The 16,801-nt window shown below is 71.1% G+C and carries 14 protein-coding genes; 5 read left to right on the forward strand and 9 right to left on the reverse strand.

The window, feature by feature from the left end; translation table 11 throughout:
- Nucleotides 1–8: 8 nt before the first annotated feature.
- Both DEJ30_RS04315 and DEJ30_RS04320 read left to right on the forward strand, forming a co-directional pair.
- Nucleotides 9–638 (forward strand): ATP-dependent Clp protease proteolytic subunit, encoded by a 630-nt coding sequence (locus tag DEJ30_RS04315; RefSeq protein ID WP_035807635.1) that lies wholly within the window; start codon nt 9–11, stop codon nt 636–638.
- Between the two features lie 26 nt (nt 639–664).
- Complete coding sequence (locus DEJ30_RS04320) at nt 665–1,324, forward strand: ATP-dependent Clp protease proteolytic subunit (RefSeq protein WP_027464696.1); 660 nt, start codon at nt 665–667, stop codon at nt 1,322–1,324.
- A gap of 63 nt (nt 1,325–1,387) precedes the next feature.
- Here DEJ30_RS04320 and DEJ30_RS04325 read toward each other — a convergent pair whose 3' ends face one another.
- Both DEJ30_RS04325 and DEJ30_RS04330 read right to left on the reverse strand, forming a co-directional pair.
- Complete coding sequence (locus DEJ30_RS04325; RefSeq protein WP_181419998.1) at nt 1,388–1,996, reverse strand: copper resistance CopC family protein; 609 nt, start codon at nt 1,994–1,996, stop codon at nt 1,388–1,390.
- 50 nt (nt 1,997–2,046) lie between these two features.
- On the reverse strand, nt 2,047–2,775 hold the full coding sequence (locus DEJ30_RS04330; protein ID WP_181419999.1) for a YcnI family protein: 729 nt from the start codon (nt 2,773–2,775) through the stop codon (nt 2,047–2,049).
- A gap of 236 nt (nt 2,776–3,011) precedes the next feature.
- Here DEJ30_RS04330 and clpX point away from each other — a divergent pair, with 236 nt between their 5' ends.
- Complete coding sequence (clpX, locus tag DEJ30_RS04335; protein WP_017886000.1) at nt 3,012–4,292, forward strand: ATP-dependent Clp protease ATP-binding subunit ClpX; 1,281 nt, start codon at nt 3,012–3,014, stop codon at nt 4,290–4,292.
- A gap of 130 nt (nt 4,293–4,422) precedes the next feature.
- Here the strand turns inward: clpX and DEJ30_RS04340 are convergent, their stop codons facing one another.
- Both DEJ30_RS04340 and DEJ30_RS04345 read right to left on the reverse strand, forming a co-directional pair.
- Nucleotides 4,423–6,447 (reverse strand): M3 family metallopeptidase, encoded by a 2,025-nt coding sequence (locus tag DEJ30_RS04340; protein ID WP_110859212.1) that lies wholly within the window; start codon nt 6,445–6,447, stop codon nt 4,423–4,425.
- Between the two features lie 293 nt (nt 6,448–6,740).
- Nucleotides 6,741–7,322, reverse strand: a complete 582-nt coding sequence (locus DEJ30_RS04345) for a TetR/AcrR family transcriptional regulator (protein WP_110859213.1) — start codon at nt 7,320–7,322, stop codon at nt 6,741–6,743.
- Between the two features lie 122 nt (nt 7,323–7,444).
- On the opposite strand from DEJ30_RS04345, the gene DEJ30_RS04350 reads away from it, so the two are divergent.
- Nucleotides 7,445–8,284 carry an alpha/beta fold hydrolase gene (locus tag DEJ30_RS04350; protein WP_110859214.1) on the forward strand — a complete coding sequence of 280 codons (840 nt, stop codon included), beginning with the start codon at nt 7,445–7,447 and terminating at the stop codon, nt 8,282–8,284.
- 140 nt (nt 8,285–8,424) lie between these two features.
- Here the strand turns inward: DEJ30_RS04350 and DEJ30_RS04355 are convergent, their stop codons facing one another.
- Both DEJ30_RS04355 and valS read right to left on the reverse strand, forming a co-directional pair.
- The gene (locus tag DEJ30_RS04355) at nt 8,425–8,676 is read right to left on the reverse strand and encodes a hypothetical protein (protein WP_181420000.1); all 252 of its coding nucleotides are present in this window, start codon (nt 8,674–8,676) and stop codon (nt 8,425–8,427) included.
- A gap of 93 nt (nt 8,677–8,769) precedes the next feature.
- Nucleotides 8,770–11,367 (reverse strand): valine--tRNA ligase, encoded by a 2,598-nt coding sequence (gene valS, locus DEJ30_RS04360; protein ID WP_258369812.1) that lies wholly within the window; start codon nt 11,365–11,367, stop codon nt 8,770–8,772.
- Between the two features lie 286 nt (nt 11,368–11,653).
- Between valS and proP the strand changes: the two genes are divergently transcribed.
- Nucleotides 11,654–13,219, forward strand: a complete 1,566-nt coding sequence (gene proP, locus DEJ30_RS04365) for a glycine betaine/L-proline transporter ProP (protein WP_258369813.1) — start codon at nt 11,654–11,656, stop codon at nt 13,217–13,219.
- Nucleotides 13,220–13,287: 68 nt separating this feature from the next.
- Here the strand turns inward: proP and DEJ30_RS04370 are convergent, their stop codons facing one another.
- From DEJ30_RS04370 to DEJ30_RS04380, 3 genes are read right to left on the reverse strand one after another with little or no spacing between them, the layout of a single operon-like run.
- Nucleotides 13,288–14,910 carry an ABC transporter ATP-binding protein gene (locus tag DEJ30_RS04370; protein WP_110859215.1) on the reverse strand — a complete coding sequence of 541 codons (1,623 nt, stop codon included), beginning with the start codon at nt 14,908–14,910 and terminating at the stop codon, nt 13,288–13,290.
- On the reverse strand, nt 14,907–15,806 hold the full coding sequence (locus tag DEJ30_RS04375; RefSeq protein WP_110859216.1) for an ABC transporter permease: 900 nt from the start codon (nt 15,804–15,806) through the stop codon (nt 14,907–14,909). The genes DEJ30_RS04370 and DEJ30_RS04375 overlap by 4 nt, the downstream gene beginning before the upstream one ends.
- Nucleotides 15,803–16,798 carry an ABC transporter permease gene (locus DEJ30_RS04380; protein WP_110859217.1) on the reverse strand — a complete coding sequence of 332 codons (996 nt, stop codon included), beginning with the start codon at nt 16,796–16,798 and terminating at the stop codon, nt 15,803–15,805. The genes DEJ30_RS04375 and DEJ30_RS04380 overlap by 4 nt, the downstream gene beginning before the upstream one ends.
- Nucleotides 16,799–16,801: the final 3 nt, after the last annotated feature.

Consider the following 16,801-nt stretch of genomic DNA (forward strand, 5'->3'; position numbering starts at 1 on the left):
GCTTTTCCATGGCCGAAGCAACACTGAACCCCAGTGTTTTTGACCGCCTTCTGAGAGACCGGATCGTGTGGCTCGGCTCCGAGGTCCGCGACGACAACTCGAACGAGATCGCAGCCAAGCTGCTGCTGCTCGCCGCCGAGGACCCTGAGAAGGACATCTACCTCTACATCAACTCGCCCGGTGGTTCGATCACCGCCGGCATGGCGATCTACGACACGATGCAGTTCGTCCCGAACGACATCGTCACCGTGGGCATCGGCCTCGCCGCGTCGATGGGACAGTTCCTGCTGTCCTCCGGCACGCCCGGCAAGCGCTACATCACGCCGAACGCGCGCGTGCTGCTCCACCAGCCGTCCGGTGGCTTCGGCGGTACCGCCGCCGACATCCAGACGCAGGCCAAGGTCATCCTCGACATGAAGCAGCGCATGGCGGAGCTCACGGCCGAGCAGACCGGCAAGTCGGTCGAGCAGATCCTCAAGGACAACGACCGCGACAACTGGTTCACGGCGCAGGAAGCGCTCGAGTACGGCTTCGTCGACCACCTCCGCGCCTCGAGCGCCGAGGTCATCGGCGGTGGTGGCACCGTCGGCGACGGCGAGACGCCCACCAGCGCAGCCGAGCCCGACGCCCAGTCCTGATCACCACCGAAGAAAAGGAAACGAGAATGCATCTCCCCATGCTCGGTGGCGCGCAGAACGTCCCGGCTCCGTCCAATCGGTACATCCTGCCGAGCTTCGAAGAGCGCACGGCCTACGGCTACAAGCGCCAGGACCCGTACGCCAAGCTGTTCGAGGACCGCATCGTGTTCCTCGGCGTGCAGGTCGACGACGCGTCGGCTGACGACGTCATGGCCCAGCTGCTCGTGCTCGAGTCGATGGACCCCGACCGCGACATCGTGATGTACATCAACTCGCCCGGTGGCTCGTTCACCGCGATGACGGCGATCTACGACACGATGCAGTACATCCGTCCGCAGATCCAGACGGTCTGCCTCGGCCAGGCTGCCTCGGCCGCGTCGGTGCTCCTCGCCGGTGGCACCCCCGGCAAGCGCCTCGCGCTGCCGAACGCCCGTGTGCTGATCCACCAGCCCGCGACCCAGCAGGGTGGCGGTCAGGCGTCCGACATCGAGATCCAGGCGGCGGAGATCCTCCGCATGCGCACCTGGCTCGAGGAGACGCTGTCGAAGCACTCCAACAAGACGCCGGAGGAGATCAACCACGACATCGAGCGCGACAAGATCATGTCCGCGCAGGAAGCCGTGGAGTACGGCCTGATCGACCAGGTCCTCACCAGCCGCAAGAACCTGCCGGCGCTCGTCAAGTAGCACCAGCACGAACGACGAAGGCCCCGCACCGAACGGTGCGGGGCCTTCGTCGTTGCGCGGTGGTCAGTCGTCGGTGTCGTCGGACTCCGGGGCCGGCTTGCGACGCAGGAGCAGCAGCACCGCGACGACCACGCCGACCAGCACGATGCCACCGGCGCCGATCCAGATCGCGTCGGACGCCGCCGAGTCGCTCGACCCCGAGGCCGTGCCGGTGGCGGTGTCCGAGCCGGTGTCGTCGTCACCCGCAGTGGCGCAGGTCGGGGGCTTCGCCGCACCCGAGGCCGGAGTGAAGCCCGACGGTGCCTTCCAGGTGAAGGGGTACTCGTCGGACACGGTGTGCCCGTCGGCTGAGACGATCTGCCACTCGACGGTGTACCCGCCCGAGTCGCCGAGTGCGGCGGTCGTGGTCATCGACGGCCCCTCGACGTCGACGCAGCCGTCCTCGTAGTACCTGCCGTCGGGGCCGACGATGCGGAACGCGAAGCCCGACCCCGAGTCGCCGATGTCGAGCAGCTTGTCGTTCGTCGTGATGTCGAACGTCTCCGGCAGTTCGGTCAGGGTGCCGCCGACCTCGGGGTCGGACGAGACCAGGTAGTTGTGCGCGCTGGCCGGACCGGCGAGCCCGAGGACCGCACCACCGGCGATCGCGACGGCCGCGGCGGTCCCGGCCACGAGCCTCCAGGCAGAGGGCCGCGGGTGGGACCGACGCGAGCCGCGCCGCGTCACTTGGCGGAGCTCCGACGACGCGTGCCGGCGACGGCGACGACCAGTGCGACGGCACCGAGCACCAGGCCGCCGAGGCCGAGGAAGCGACCGACCAGGTCGGGGTCGCTCGAGGCGGTCGTGCCGGCGGCCTCGGCCGTCGGGGTCGCGGCGATCGGGTCACCGTCGTCGTCCGTCGCCTCGGCGGCGGTCAGCGTGATCGAGGGTGCCGGGTGCTCGGGCTCGGCTTCGCCGGCCTGCTGCTCCTGGTTCCACTCGACGCTGCCCTTCTCGCAGGTCTGGATCGCGGGGAACTCGACGAGGTCACCGGCCTTGCCGTCCGGCAGCGAGAACGAGAGTGCGAAGGTGTCGCGCTCGTCGGCGGGCAGGGGGGTCTTCGCGGTGTACGTGACGCTGGTGACACGCTCGGCGGCCGTCTCGGCGTGGTCCTCGTCCGATGCCGAGGCCGACGGGTCGGTGTAGGGCTCGGTCGCCTTCGTGATCGTCCAGTTCGGGTTCACGGTGGGCGTGACCTCGATGACGGACTCCGGCACCTGGAACTCGATCTTGGTGGTGGGGGAGCCGTCGCAGCCGTGCGGGACCGAGAAGGTCGCCGTGGTGTACGAGTTCGCTGCGGTCGACGTGGCCGTGGCGGACACGTGCGCGCTGGCCGTCGTGGCGCTACCGAGGACGATGACGGCCGCGACACCGAGGGTGACGGCGCCGCCGGCGGCGAGACGCTTCTGCATGGGGTTCCTTCCGGGGTGGTTCTGCACCTGCTGTTCTACAAGATGTAGAGAAGTCCGGATCACCGTAGCAGGGTCGCACGCCCAGGGCGAACGCGCGGGCGGATTCCGGAGGGGCATCGCGGTCGGTGTCACCGGTTGCGGTTAGGCTCGTGTCCACGACGAGGTGCCCACCAGCAGCGGTGCACCAGCGGTGGTGCGACAGCGCGGCCGACATGTCCAATCAGGGAGGCACGGGAATGGCACGCATCGGAGAGAGCGGCGATCTCCTCAAGTGCTCGTTCTGCGGCAAGAGCCAGAAGCAGGTCCAGCAGCTCATCGCCGGACCGGGCGTCTACATCTGCGACGAGTGCGTCGAGCTCTGCAACGAGATCATCGAGGAACGTCTGGCCGAAGCCGGCGAGGACACCTCGAGCGGGGACTTCGAACTGCCCAAGCCGCGGGAGATCTTCGACTTCCTGCAGGAGTACGTCATCGGGCAGGACCCGGCGAAGCGCGCCCTCGCCGTGGCCGTCTACAACCACTACAAGCGCATCCGGGCGCAGGGGCAGATCACCGCCGCCGAAGACCGCGACGACATCGAGATCGCCAAGTCGAACATCCTGCTCATCGGCCCGACCGGCTGCGGCAAGACGTACCTGGCGCAGACGCTGGCCAAGCGCCTCAACGTGCCGTTCGCCGTCGCGGACGCCACCGCCCTGACCGAGGCCGGCTACGTCGGCGAGGACGTCGAGAACATCCTCCTCAAGCTCATCCAGGCCGCCGACTACGACGTGAAGCGCGCCGAGACCGGCATCATCTACATCGACGAGGTCGACAAGATCGCCCGCAAGGCCGAGAACCCGTCGATCACGCGCGACGTCTCCGGCGAGGGCGTGCAGCAGGCGCTGCTCAAGATCCTCGAGGGCACGGTCGCCTCGGTCCCGCCGCAGGGTGGCCGCAAGCACCCCCACCAGGAGTTCATCCAGATCGACACGACGAACGTGCTGTTCATCGTGGCGGGTGCGTTCGCCGGGCTCGAGGACATCGTGTCCTCGCGCGTCGGCAAGCGTGGGATCGGCTTCGGGGCGCCTCTGCACAGTGCGACCGACCACCAGGACCTCTACTCCGAGGTGCTGCCGGAAGACCTGCACAAGTTCGGTCTCATCCCCGAGTTCATCGGCCGTCTGCCCGTCGTCACCACGGTGTCGCAGCTCGACCAGGCGGCGCTCATGCAGATCCTCACCGAGCCGAAGAACGCGCTGGTCAAGCAGTACCAGCGGATGTTCCAGATCGACGGCGTCGAGCTCGAGTTCGACCAGGGTGCGCTCGAGGCCATCGCGGACCTCGCGGTGCTGCGCCAGACGGGCGCCCGCGGGCTCCGGGCGATCCTCGAAGAGGTCCTCGGCCCGGTGATGTTCGACGTCCCGTCCGACGACGACGTCGCCCGCGTGGTGATCACCCGTGAGTCCGTGCTCGAGAACGCGGCGCCGACGATCGTGCCGCGACCCCGGGCCAAGCGCGTCGAGAAGTCGGCGTAGCCCTCCGGAACCACGAAACGGACACAGCACCTCGGAATTCCGTGGTGCTGTGTCCGTTTCTTGGTGCGAGCCGGGGCCGGTGCCCGTGCCGGTGTCGCCGCCGGGGACGGTGCCGGTGTCGCCGCCGGGCCTACTCCAGCCCGCGGCGCCGCAGCAGCGGGCCGACCTCGGCGTCGCGGCCGCGGAAGTCCCGGTACGCCTCCAGCGGGTCCTTCGCCCCGCCGACCCCGAGCAGCCGCTCGGCGAACCGCTTGCCAGCCCCGCGGTCCAGCCCGCCGTTGTCGCGGAACCACTCCACCGTGTCGGCGTCGAGCACCTCGGACCAGATGTACCCGTAGTACCCGGCGTCGTACCCGCCCGAGAACGTGTGCGCGAAGTACGTCGACGAGTAGCGCGGCGGCACGGCCTCGACCGCGATGCCGGCGGCGGCGAGGGCGTCTCGCTCGAAGTCCGCGACGGACGTCACCGCCGCGGCGTCGGCTGCCGAGAGCCGGTGCCACGCCTGGTCGAGCAGTGCTGCGGCGAGGTACTCGGTGGTGCCGAAGCCCTCGTTGAACCCCTCGGACTCGCTGAGCCCCAGGACGAGCTCGGGCGGCAGGGGCGCGCCGGTCTCGTGGTGCTTCGCGTAGTTCGCCAGCACGGACGGCCACGACAGCCACATCTCGTTCACCTGGCTCGGGAACTCGACGAAGTCCCGCTCGACGTTCGTGCCGGAGAACCGCGGGTAGGTGGTGCGGGCGACGAGGCCGTGCAGGGCATGCCCGAACTCGTGGAAGAGCGTCTCGACCTCGTCCTGGATGAGCAGGGTGGGGGAGCCGGCGGACGGCTTCGCGACGTTGAGGTTGTTGACCACGACGGGCAGGGTGCCGAGCAGCTCGGACTGCTCGACGACGGGGTTCATCCACGCGCCGCCGCGCTTGCCGTCGCGCGTGTAGAGGTCGAGCAGGTACAGTCCGACGGGCTCGTCGTCGTCGCCGGTGACCTCGAAGACCCGCACCTCGTCGTTGTAGCCGTGCAGGTCCGGGCGCTCGGTGAAGGTCAGACCGTACAGGGCGCCCGCGGCGTGGAAGACCCCGTCGTGCAGGACCCGGTCGGCCTCGAAGTACGGGCGGAGCGCGGTGCTGTCCGCGGCGAACTGCTCGCCTCGCAGGATCTCGGTGGCGTACGCCCAGTCCCACGACTCGATGTCGAAGCCGACCGTGCGCGACCGGACCGCGCGTTCGTCGTCGGCGTTCCGTGCAGCAGCGCCGACGAGCGAGGACAGCAGCCCGTCGACGGCCTCGGGGGTCTTCGCCGTCTCGTCGGCGGTGACCACAGCGGCGTGGTTCGGGAACCCGAGCAGCTCGGCGCGCTCCGCGCGGAGCCGGACGATGCGGAGCAGCACGTCGCGGTTGTCGTACTCGTTGCCGCGACGACCGCGGGCGAGCGAGGCGCGCATGATCCGCTCGCGCAGGTCCCGGTTCGCCAGCGAGGACAGCCACGGGTGTCCTGTGTAGAGCGGCAGCGTGATGAGCCAGCCGTCCAGGCCCCGGTCGGCAGCGGCGGCGGCCGCGGCGGACTTCGCACCGTCGTCGAGCCCCTCGAGCTCGTCCTCGCTGGTCACGTGCACGGCGGAGTCGTTGGTGTCCTCGAGCAGGTTCCGCTCGAAGGTCGTCGTGAGGGTCGAGAGCTCCTGGTTGATCGCGGTCAGACGCTCCTTGCCCGCGTCGTCGAGGCCCGCGCCCGCCAGGGTCATCTCGGCGTGCGTCCGCTCGACCAGTCGCAGCGCCTCGCCCGCCAGTCCGGCGGCCTCGGCACCGTCGAGCACCGCCTGCACGCGGGCGTACAGGCGGGAGTCGAGCGTGATCGCGTCGCGGTGGGCGGCGAGGAGCGGGGAGACCTCGGCCTCGAGGTCGTGCAACTCCGGGGTCGAGTCGGCCGACGACAGCGTGAAGAACACGTGGCTGACGCGGGTCAGCAGCTGCCCGGATCGCTCGAGTGCGACCAGGGTGTTCTCGACCGTCGGGGCGTGCGGGTCGGTGGCGATGGCCTCGACCTCGGCGCGCTGCTCGGCCATGCCGGCCTCGAACGCCGGTCGGTAGTGCTCGAGTCGCACGTCGTTGAAGGGCGGCAGGGCGTAGGGGAGGGTGCTCGGGACGTCGAACGGGGTTGCCATCTGCCCACCCTATGCACGGGTGCTGGAGTGCGTTCCTTCCCATGACGCCCGGACTGGGAAGCGGATTCGGGCGTACCTGGTCGAAACAACCCACCCGGTACGCCCGGAAACACCAGGTACGCCCGGAAACAACAGGTACGCCCGGAAGCACCAGGTACGCCCGGTACGCCCGAAACGACCAGGTACGCCCGGAACGACCCGGGGAGCGCACCCGCGCCCGGCGCGACCAGCGAGCGGACGGGAGGCCCGTGGCGGTCTCGCCACGGGCCTCCCGTCCGCATCGTGGTCGCGTGTCAGCGCATCGCGGCGTCGATCAGGGTCACCGCGGCTCGGCGCGCGTGCGCGGCCGGCGCCGTGGTGCCGGCGATGGCCGCGGTGGTCTGCGCGCCCTCGGCGAGCAGTGCGAGCTGCGCGGCGAGCTCTTCGGCGTGCTCGGGGTCGGTGACGACCTCGGCGGTGAGCCGCTGCACGAACCGCTGGAACGAGTCCTTGTGCTCGCGCGCGATCTCGGCGACCGCGGGCGAGGTCGCGCCGAGCTCGCCGAACGCGTTGATGAACCCGCAGCCGCGGAACGTGTCGTCGCCGAACCACGACTCGAGGAAGTCGTAGACCGCCAGGAGCTTGTCGCGCGGGCTGGCCGCAGCCTCGACCGCGCCGTGCACGCCCTGCTCCCACATGTCGTGGCGGCCGGCGAGCACCGCGGCGATGAGCTGCTCCTTGCCGGGGAACGCCGCGTACAGCTTCTTGAGGGAGACCCCTGCGCCCGTCCGGATCTCGTCCATCCCCACGGACTGGATCCCGCGCGTGTAGAACAGCTGGTCCGCGACCTCGACGATGTGTGCTCGGACGTCCGGCTCGACGGTGCTGGTGGCCATGTGTGTACCCCGTTCCCTGAGTGTTCACCGTTCTCGACTTGCGCCGGGAACGGGCGTTCTCTACTGTAGTCCACATCGGCGGAGAACGATCGTTCTCCGCGATACCCAGGGAAGGAACGATCATGGGTGCCATCACCGTCGGAACCGAGAACAGCGTCGACATCGAACTCCACTACGAGGACAAGGGCCAGGGGCAGCCGATCGTGCTGATCCACGGCTTCCCCCTCGACGGCAACTCGTGGGAGGGGCAGGTCCCGATGCTCCTCGAGGCCGGCTACCGCGTCATCACGTACGACCGCCGTGGCTTCGGCCAGTCCTCGCAGCCGTCCACCGGCTACGACTACGACACCTTCGCCGACGACCTGCACACGGTCCTCGAGACCCTCGACCTGCGCGACGTGATCCTCGTCGGCTTCTCGATGGGCACCGGTGAGATCGCCCGCTACATCGGCCGCCACGGTGAGGACCGGATCGCGAAGGTCGCGTTCCTGGCCTCGCTCGAGCCGTTCCTCGCCATCACCGACGACAACCCCGACGGCGCCGGCCCGATGTCGTTCTTCGAGGGCGTCGCCGCCGACGTGGCGAAGGACCGCTACGCGTACTTCACGAACTTCTACCAGGACTTCTTCAACCTGTCGGAGAACCTCGGCTCCCGCATCTCCGAGGAGCAGGTCCGCAACGCCTGGAACATCGCGGCCGGCTCCGGCTCGATCGCGTCCGCTGCAGCACCCCTGACCTGGCCGACCGACTTCCGCCAGGACATCCCGAAGGTCACCGTCCCCGCCCTGATCGTGCACGGCACGTCGGACAACATCCTGCCCATCGACGCCACCGGCCGACGCTTCACCCAGGCCCTGCCCGCGGCGGAGTACGTCGAGATCGAGGGCGCCCCGCACGGCCTGCTCACCACGCACACCGCCGAGGTGAACGAGGTCCTGCGCACCTGGCTCGCCGAGTCCTGATCCCTCGGCGATCACGCGGGCGCTCCCCGGAGGGGGCGCCCGCAGCGTGAGCACGAATGGTCGGGTCCCCACCGGGGACCCGACCATTCGTGCACACCGAGCGAGGTCCGCGCAGCGGACCACGCGCAGTGCGCCGCGCGCTAGTCCTCTTCGCCCGCGTCGTCGGGGTTGGTCACCTGGGCGTGCCCGAGCGCGTCGAGGTGGATCGAGGTCCCGTCGTCGAGCTCGACGATCGGCTTGCCCTCGAGGAACGTCAGGGTCCAGCCCCACGTCGCCGTGTCGACGGACTCCGCCGCGAGCTCGTCCTCGACCTCGCGCACGGCGACGACCATCACCTCGGGCAGTCGCGCAGGCGGCTCCCCACCCACGTTCCAGCGTGTGCCCAACTGCATCCGTGCCTCCAGTCCGTTCGTTTCGTGAGCAGGAATGGTCGGGTCCGCCTGACGGACCCGACCATTCCTGCTCACCATGCGTCGTGCGCGAGCCTACGACGCCGGCTGCTCCGCGAGCTCGATCTCGGTGACGGCGAGCTCGTCGCCGTCGACGAACGACAGGTTCTCGATCCGGCCCACGGCCGCCAGGTCCACCGCTGCGCGCTCGATGAGCACGCGCGTCTCGGCGGGTGCCGCCACGACCGCACGCGTCACGGGCGTCTTCTGCGACGCCTTCGCCGCCGTCTTCGCGCCGCGGATGCCGATGAGCGCCTGTCCGACGGCCGCGAGCAGCCCGGTGGGGGCCGCGTCGGTCGGCAGGTCGGCCGCGGTCGGCCAGGAGGCCCGGTGCACGCTGGTGTCGTGGGTCCAGGCCCACACCTCTTCCGTCGCGTACGGGAGGAACGGTGCCAGCAGCCGGAGCAGCACGTCGATCGCGCCGCGCAGCGCCAGGACCGCACTCGCCTGCGTCTCGTGCGTCGCGTCGGACGCGGTGCCGTAGGCGCGCTCCTTCACGAGCTCCAGGTAGTCGTCGCAGAACGTCCAGAAGAAGCGCTCGGTGATCTCGAGGGCACGGGCGTGGTCGAAGCCGTCGAACGCCGCGGTGGCCTGCTCGACGACCGCGCCGAGCTCGGCGAGCATGTCGACGTCGAGTGCCTCGGTGACGCTGGTGGCGCCCTCGGGCAGCGGGAAGCCGTAGACGAACTTCGCCGCGTTGAGCACCTTGATCGCCAGGCGGCGGCCGACCTTGATCTGCTTCGGGTTCTGCGGGTCGAACGCCGCGTCGGTGCCGAGCTTCGACGAGGCGGCCCAGTAGCGGACCGCGTCGGCGCCGTGCTGCTCGAGGATCGACAGCGGCGTGACGACGTTGCCCTTCGACTTCGACATCTTCTTGCGGTCGGGGTCGACGATGAAGCCGGAGATCGAGGCGTGCTTCCACGGGACCACGTCGGCCTCGAGCTGGCTGCGGAGCACGGTGGTGAACAGCCAGGTGCGGATGATGTCCTGCGCCTGGGGGCGGACGTCGTACGGGTACACCAGGTCGTAGAGCGCCGGGTCGGTCTCCCACTTGCCCGCGAGCTGCGGGGTGAGCGACGAGGTGGCCCAGGTGTCCATGACGTCGAGCTCGCCCTGGAACCCGCCGGGCACGCCGCGCTGGTCCTCGGTGAAGCCGGGGGCGGGCTCGGAGGCCGGGTCGACGGGCAGCTGCGCCTCGGTCGGCACGATCGGCTGGTCGAACACCGGGTTGCCGTCGGCGTCGAGCGGGTACCAGACCGGCAGCGGCACGCCGAAGAAGCGCTGGCGCGAGATGAGCCAGTCGCCGGAGAGGCCACCGACCCAGTTGTCGTAGCGGACGCGCATGAAGTCCGGGTGGAACGCGATCTCCTCGCCGCGCTGGCGCAGCGTGCTCTTCAGCTGCTCGTCGCGCGCACCGTTCACGATGTACCACTGGCGGGTCGACACGATCTCGAGGGGCTTGTCGCCCTTCTCGAAGAACTTCACCGGGTGCTGGATGGTCTTGACGTCACCGATCAGCTCGCCGGACTCGGTCAGGGCGTCGACGACGACCTTCTTGGCCGAGAACACGGTCTTGCCGGCCATCTCGGCGTAGAGCTCCCGGCCCGTCGCCGACTCGATCCAGGCGGGCTCGTCGGAACGCACGCGGCCGTCGAAGCCGATGATCGCGCGGTTCGGCAGCTGCAGCTCGCGCCACCACACGACGTCGGTGGTGTCACCGAAGGTGCAGACCATCGCGATGCCGGCGCCCTTGTCCTTCTGCGCCAGGTGGTGTGCCAGCACCGGGACCTCGACGTCGAACAGGGGGGAGCGGACCGTGGTGCCGAAGAGGTCCTGGAACCGCTCGTCGTCCGGGTGTGCCACCAGGGCGACGCAGGCGGGCAGGAGCTCCGGGCGGGTGGTCTGGATGACGACGTCGTCGCCGCCGTCGGTGCGGTGGAAGGCGATGCCGTGGTACGCGCCGGGCATCTCCTTGTCCTCGAGCTCGGCCTGCGCGACCGCGGTGCGGAACGTGACGTCCCACAGGGTCGGGGCGTCGGCCTGGTAGGCCTCGCCACGCTCGAGGTTGCGCAGGAACGCGCGCTGGGCGCTGGCCCGCGAGGTGTCGTCGATGGTGCGGTACGACTGGGTCCAGTCGACCGACAGGCCGAGCGTGCGGAAGAGCTCCTCGAACTGCTGCTCGTCCTGCACGGTCAGGCGCTCGCACAGCTCGATGAAGTTGCGGCGCGACACGGGCAGCTGGTCGGCGGCCTTCGAGGACTTGCCGTCCCCGCCCTCGAACGGCGGCGTGAACTCGGGGTCGTACGGCAGGGTCGGGTCGCAGCGGACCCCGTAGTAGTTCTGCACGCGACGCTCGGTGGGCAGGCCGTTGTCGTCCCAGCCCATCGGGTAGAACACGTGCTTGCCGCGCATGCGCTCGAACCGGGCCTTGAGGTCGGTGTGCGTGTACGAGAACACGTGGCCGATGTGCAGCGAGCCGGAGGCGGTGGGCGGCGGGGTGTCGATCGACCACACGGCGTCGCGGTGACCGGCGGCGTCGCGGTCGAAGCGGTAGGTGCCGTCCTGTTCCCAGACGGGCCCCCAGACCTGCTCCAGTCCGTCGACGCTCGGCTTCTCGGGCATGGGCTTGGTCATGGTGCACCTTCCGTCCGTGTGTGCGGCACCGAGTCCGTGATGAGGTGCCTGAGTGTTCCGCGCCTGACGCGCGGTGCCCCAATCGTAGCGGCCGCGCACGGGCGCGCAGCCGGACGACGGGCGGCTCGCGGCCATCGCCGATCGGCGCCTAGCACACCGAACTGTCGGACACGCCCGGAGCCTGCTAGTCTTCCTGGGTTTGTCCGGCGAGCGCAGGGTTCGCAGGAGCTGCAACGTCGCCGTCCGCCGGACGCCCGAAGGAAGCACCGCACCCCGGAGGAACGACTTGGCACCGAACAACGCACCCCACCAGCACGGCGATCGGCCGTTGCGCACGAAGGGCGCCGCGAAGCGCGCTCGTCGCGATCTGACGAAGGACGACGTCACCGTCGTCGAGGAGTCGCTGCTCAAGCGTGCCGTCGCGGCTGCCGCGCTCGGCAACGCCATGGAGTGGTTCGACTTCGGCATCTTCGCGTACCTGACGGTCACCATCTCGCAGGTGTTCCTGCCGCAGGGCGACCCGGCGGCGAACATCGTCGCCACGTTCGGCTTCTTCGCCGCCGCGTTCATCGTGCGCCCGATCGGCGGTGCCGTGTTCGGCCCGATCGGCGACAAGATCGGCCGCCAGAAGGTCCTCGCGCTGACGATGATCCTGATGGCCGCCGGCACGCTCATGATCGGCCTGATCCCGTCGTACGACACGATCGGCTTCTGGGCCCCGGTCCTGCTGCTCGTCGCCCGCTTCGTGCAGGGCTTCTCGACCGGTGGTGAGTACGGCGGCGCCGCGACCTTCATCGCCGAGTACTCGCCCGACAAGCGCCGCGGCTTCATGGGCTCGTGGCTCGAGTTCGGCACCCTCGCCGGCTACGTGCTCGGCGCCTCGATCGTCACCGGCCTGCAGTTCGGCCTGTCCGAGGACGCCCTGCTCAGCTGGGGCTGGCGCATCCCGTTCATCATCGCGGGGCCCCTCGGCCTGATCGGCCTCTACCTGCGTCTCAAGCTCGAGGAGACCCCGGCGTTCCAGAAGCAGCAGGAGCAGGCCGCCGAGCGCGAGGGCCAGAAGACCCCGTTCCTCAAGCTCTTCGCCGAGAACTGGCGCTCGCTCATCATCTGCATCGGCCTGGTCCTGGTCTTCAACGTGACCGACTACATGCTGCTGTCGTACATGCCGACCTACCTCGAGCAGAACCTCGGCCAGAACGCCACGTTCGGCCTGATCCTCATCGTCATCGTGATGCTGCTCATGATGGTCGTCATCACCTTCGGTGGCCGACTGTCCGACAGGTTCGGGCGCCGTCCGGTGCTCGCCGCCGGCTGCATCGGCTTCATCCTGCTGTCCTGGCCGGCCCTCAAGCTGGTCCAGACCGGCACCGGCGTCGGCGTCTTCGCCGGCCTGCTGATCCTCGGCGTCGTGCTGGTCACGTTCACCTCGACCATGCCGTCGACGTTGCCCGCGCTGTTCCCGACGATCATCCGCTACGGCGCCCTGGCGATCGCGTTCAACGTGTCGGTGTCGCTCTTCGGCGGGACCACCCCGCTCGCGACCGCCGCGCTCATCAACGCCGCGAAGGACGCCGGGTACGGCTGGGCCGAGGACATCCCCGCGTTCTACCTGATGCTCGCCGCCGTGATCGGCCTGGTCGCGGTGTACTTCACCAAGGAGACCGCCGCGAGCCCGCTCATGGGCTCCGGCCCGACGGTCGGCTCCGAGGACGAGATCGCCGGCGTCATCGAGGACTACAACGACCCGACGTCGGAGCTCGCGAAGTCCGACTGGGCGAAGGACTTCTCGACGAGCGAGATCCCGATCATCTCGGCCGACGCGGCGCAGAAGGAACCCTCCGGTTCCTGACCACGGGGCCGCGGTGACGTCACGCGCGCAGCGACAGTCCACGGGCGCGAGCGCGCGTGGACTGTCGCTCAGCCCGTGAGGTCGGTGGCGGACCCGTCGGCGGCGGGGCCCGCTGCCAGCCGCTCGGCGGCGTGCAGCAGCCGTGTGGTCACCGGGTGGGCGGGGTGCGCGAAGACCTCGGCGGCCGGTCCGTGCTCGACGACCGCGCCGCGGTGCACCACGAGGACGTCGTCCGCCATCCGACGGACCGCTCGCAGGTCGTGCGACACGAACACCATCGCCACCCCGGTCTCGTCGCGGAGCCGTTCGAGCAGCCGCAGCACGGCGTCCTGCACCGTGGCGTCGAGGGCGGTCACCGGCTCGTCGAGCACGATCACCTCGGGGTCGGTCGCCAGGGCGCGGGCGATCGCGAGCCGCTGCCGTTGCCCGCCGGACAGGGTGCGGGGGGAGCGGGACCGCAGCACGGGGTCGAGGTCGACCTGCCGCAGTGCCGCGTCGACCCGTTCGCCGAGCGCATCGCGAGCCCGCCGTTCGTCACCGCGCGAGAACGCGTCGGCGAGGACCCGCTCCACGCTCCACCGTTCGTCGAACGTCGCGCCGGGGTCCTGCACGACGGCCGCGAGCCGGTGCCGTCGTGGGCGTCGCTCGCGCTCGGGCAGCGGGACCCAGGGCTCGTCGTCGAGCGTCACCGTGCCGGCGTCGGGCGTCTCGAGCCCGAGGAGCATCCGCGCCAGCGTCGTCTTGCCCGAGCCCGAGGCGCCGATCACCCCGAGCACCCGTCCCCGCTCGAGCCCGAACGACACGTCGTCGACCGCGAGCAGCTCGCCGTACCCCCGCGAGAGTCCCTGCGCCGCGAGCACCCCCCTCGCACCGTGCGAGGTCGGCTCCGAACCGTGCGAGGGCGGAACGGCAGCGGGCGCCGCCGCAGCACCGGCCGCGCGCACCAGCGCCCGGGTCGCGGGGTGCGTCGGTGCCGCGAAGACCTCGGCGACCGCGCCCTCCTCGACGATCCGGCCCTCGTGCACGACGGCGACCCGGTCGGCCCACCCCGCGACGAGCCCCAGGTCGTGCGTGATGACGAGCAGTCCGGCGCCCCGTGTCTGCGCCGCCCGCAGCTGCTCCATCACGGTGACGGCGACCCCGGCGTCGAGCGCGGTCGTCGGTTCGTCGGCGACCAGCAGCGCGGGGGACCCGACGGTGGCCGCGGCGATGAGGGCCCGCTGTCGCATCCCGCCCGACAGCGTTCCGGCGAGCCGACCGTCGGTCGCGATGTCCGGGTCGAGGCCCACCGCGGTCAGGGCGTCGCGCACGGCGTCCACGCGCTCGGCCGCACGCATCTCGGTGTGCAGGCGGAGGCTGTCGGCGACCTCGCGCCCGACGGGGCGCAGCGGGTCCAACGCGCCCAGGGCCTCCTGGCCGACGTAGCCGACCCGTGATCCCCGCAGCCGGCGCCACCGCCGGTCCGTGTACCCGTCGACGTCGACACCGTCGACCGCGAACACGTCGGCCTGCACGGCGGCGCCGGGCACGGACAGGCCGAGCACGGCGCGGGCGGTGACGGTCTTGCCGGAGCCGGACGCCCCGACCAGGGCGACGCACTCGCCGGCGTCGACGCGCAGGTCGACACCGTGCAGGATCGGGGTGCCACCGATGGCGACGGTGAGCCCGCGGACGTCGAGGACGGCGCTCACCGCGTGGCCCCGGTCCGTCGGATCGCCCGGCCGAGCACGGTGACGGCGGTCGCGAGCACCACGATCGCGAGTCCGGGGAAGGTGCTCATCCACGGCGCGGTCTGCAGGTAGGTGCGACCGTCGGCGAGCATCGCGCCCCACTCCGGCGCGGGCGGGGGCGTGCCGACGCCGAGGTAGCTCAGCGCCGAGGCCCACACGACCGCCTGCCCGACGCCGAGCGTGGCGACGGCGACGACGGGCCAGAGCGCCGTCGGCAGCACGTGCCGGACCACGGTGCGGGCGGGGGAGCGGCCGAGCAGCACCGCCGTCTCGACCACCTGCGAACTCCGGGCGGTCCGGACCAGGCCGCGCACGATCCGGGCGTAGCCGGGAGCGGTCGCGAACCCGACCGCGAGCACCGCCGGCACCGGACCCGGACCGGTCACGGCGATGACGACCAGGGCGACGAGCAGCAGCGGCAGGGCGAACGCGACCTCGGTGACGCGGCCGATGACGGCGTCGAGCAGGCGTCCGGGTCGTCCGGCCCCGGCACCGAGTCCGGCGACGACGCCGAGCAGGACGCCCACGCCGCCGCCGATCAGGGTCGCGGCGACGCCGACGACGAGCGATGCCCGGGTCCCCGCGACCACCCGTGCCAGGACGTCGCGGCCGGACTCGTCGGTGCCGAACGGGTGCGCGCCGCTGGGCGCAGCCAGGGCGTCTGCGGGGTGCACCGCGAGCGGGTCCCCGCCGCCGAGCAGGGCGGGCCACGCCGCCGCCACGACGGCGACCAGGACGACCACCCCCGCGGCGATGCCGCCGGCGCCGAGCGTCCCCCCACGGACGCGCTCGGTGCCGGCGGCGGTCTGGTGGCCGGGCGCTCCGGTCTGGAGGCCCGGGTCGGCGATCCCGCTCACCGCGCGCCCGCCGGACGGCCGGGTCCACGGCGTCGCGCGTCGCCAGGGCGGGAGGTCGCGTTCCGTGCGGTGCTGCGCGGGTCGACGGCACGCTCGACCAGGTCGGCCACGGCGAGTACGACGACGTACGCTGCCGCCGACACCATCGCGATGCCGGCGACGAGCGGCATGTCCCGCTGGGTGACGGCGGTGACGAGGGCACGGCCGATGCCGGGCAGGGCGAACACGGACTCGACGACCACGGCTCCGGAGACGAGCGACCCGAAGGCCCACGCGGACAGCGCGATCCCGGGCAGCGCTGCGTGCCGGAGCAGGTGGCGTCCGAACAGTCCGACGCGGGTCTCGCCCCGGCCCCGGGCGGCGAGTGCGAAGGCCGAGCGCTGCGCGTCGACCACGCCGTCGCGCACGGTCTCGGCCAGGTACCCGGCGACCGGCACGGCCACGGTCAGCACCGGGAGCACCCACCCGCGCGCGGTGCCGTCACTGACCGCCGGCACCCACCCCAGGGAAGTGGCGAACACCACGATGAGCACGCTGCCGAGCCAGAAGTGCGGCATCACGCTCGCGGTGACGCTCAGGGCGCTGGTGAGCCCGGCGGCGATCCGGCCGCGCTGCGTCGAGGCCCACGCGGCGATGATCGCCAGCACCCAGGCGACGACGAGGCCGGCGACCGCGAGCGTCAGCGTGACGGGCAGCTGCTGGGCGAGGAGCGTCGCGACCGGGGTGCGGAAGGCGTACGAGTCCCCGAGCTGGCCGGTCACCAGGCGTCCGAGGAACACCGCGTACTGCACCAGGACCGGCTGGTCGAGGCCGTACTCGTGGCGGACCTGGGCGACGGCCTCGGCCGAGGCCTGCGAGCCCGGTCCGCCGAGGATCGCGAGCGCCGGGTCACCGGGGATGAGCCGGATCGCGACGAAGACGATCGTCGCGACGGCCCAGAGCACGCCGATGCCCCCGGCGAGCCGCCGGACGGCCCACCAGACCCATCGCATCCG

The organism is Curtobacterium sp. MCPF17_003, assembly GCF_003224385.1.
Classification (GTDB): domain Bacteria; phylum Actinomycetota; class Actinomycetes; order Actinomycetales; family Microbacteriaceae; genus Curtobacterium; species Curtobacterium flaccumfaciens.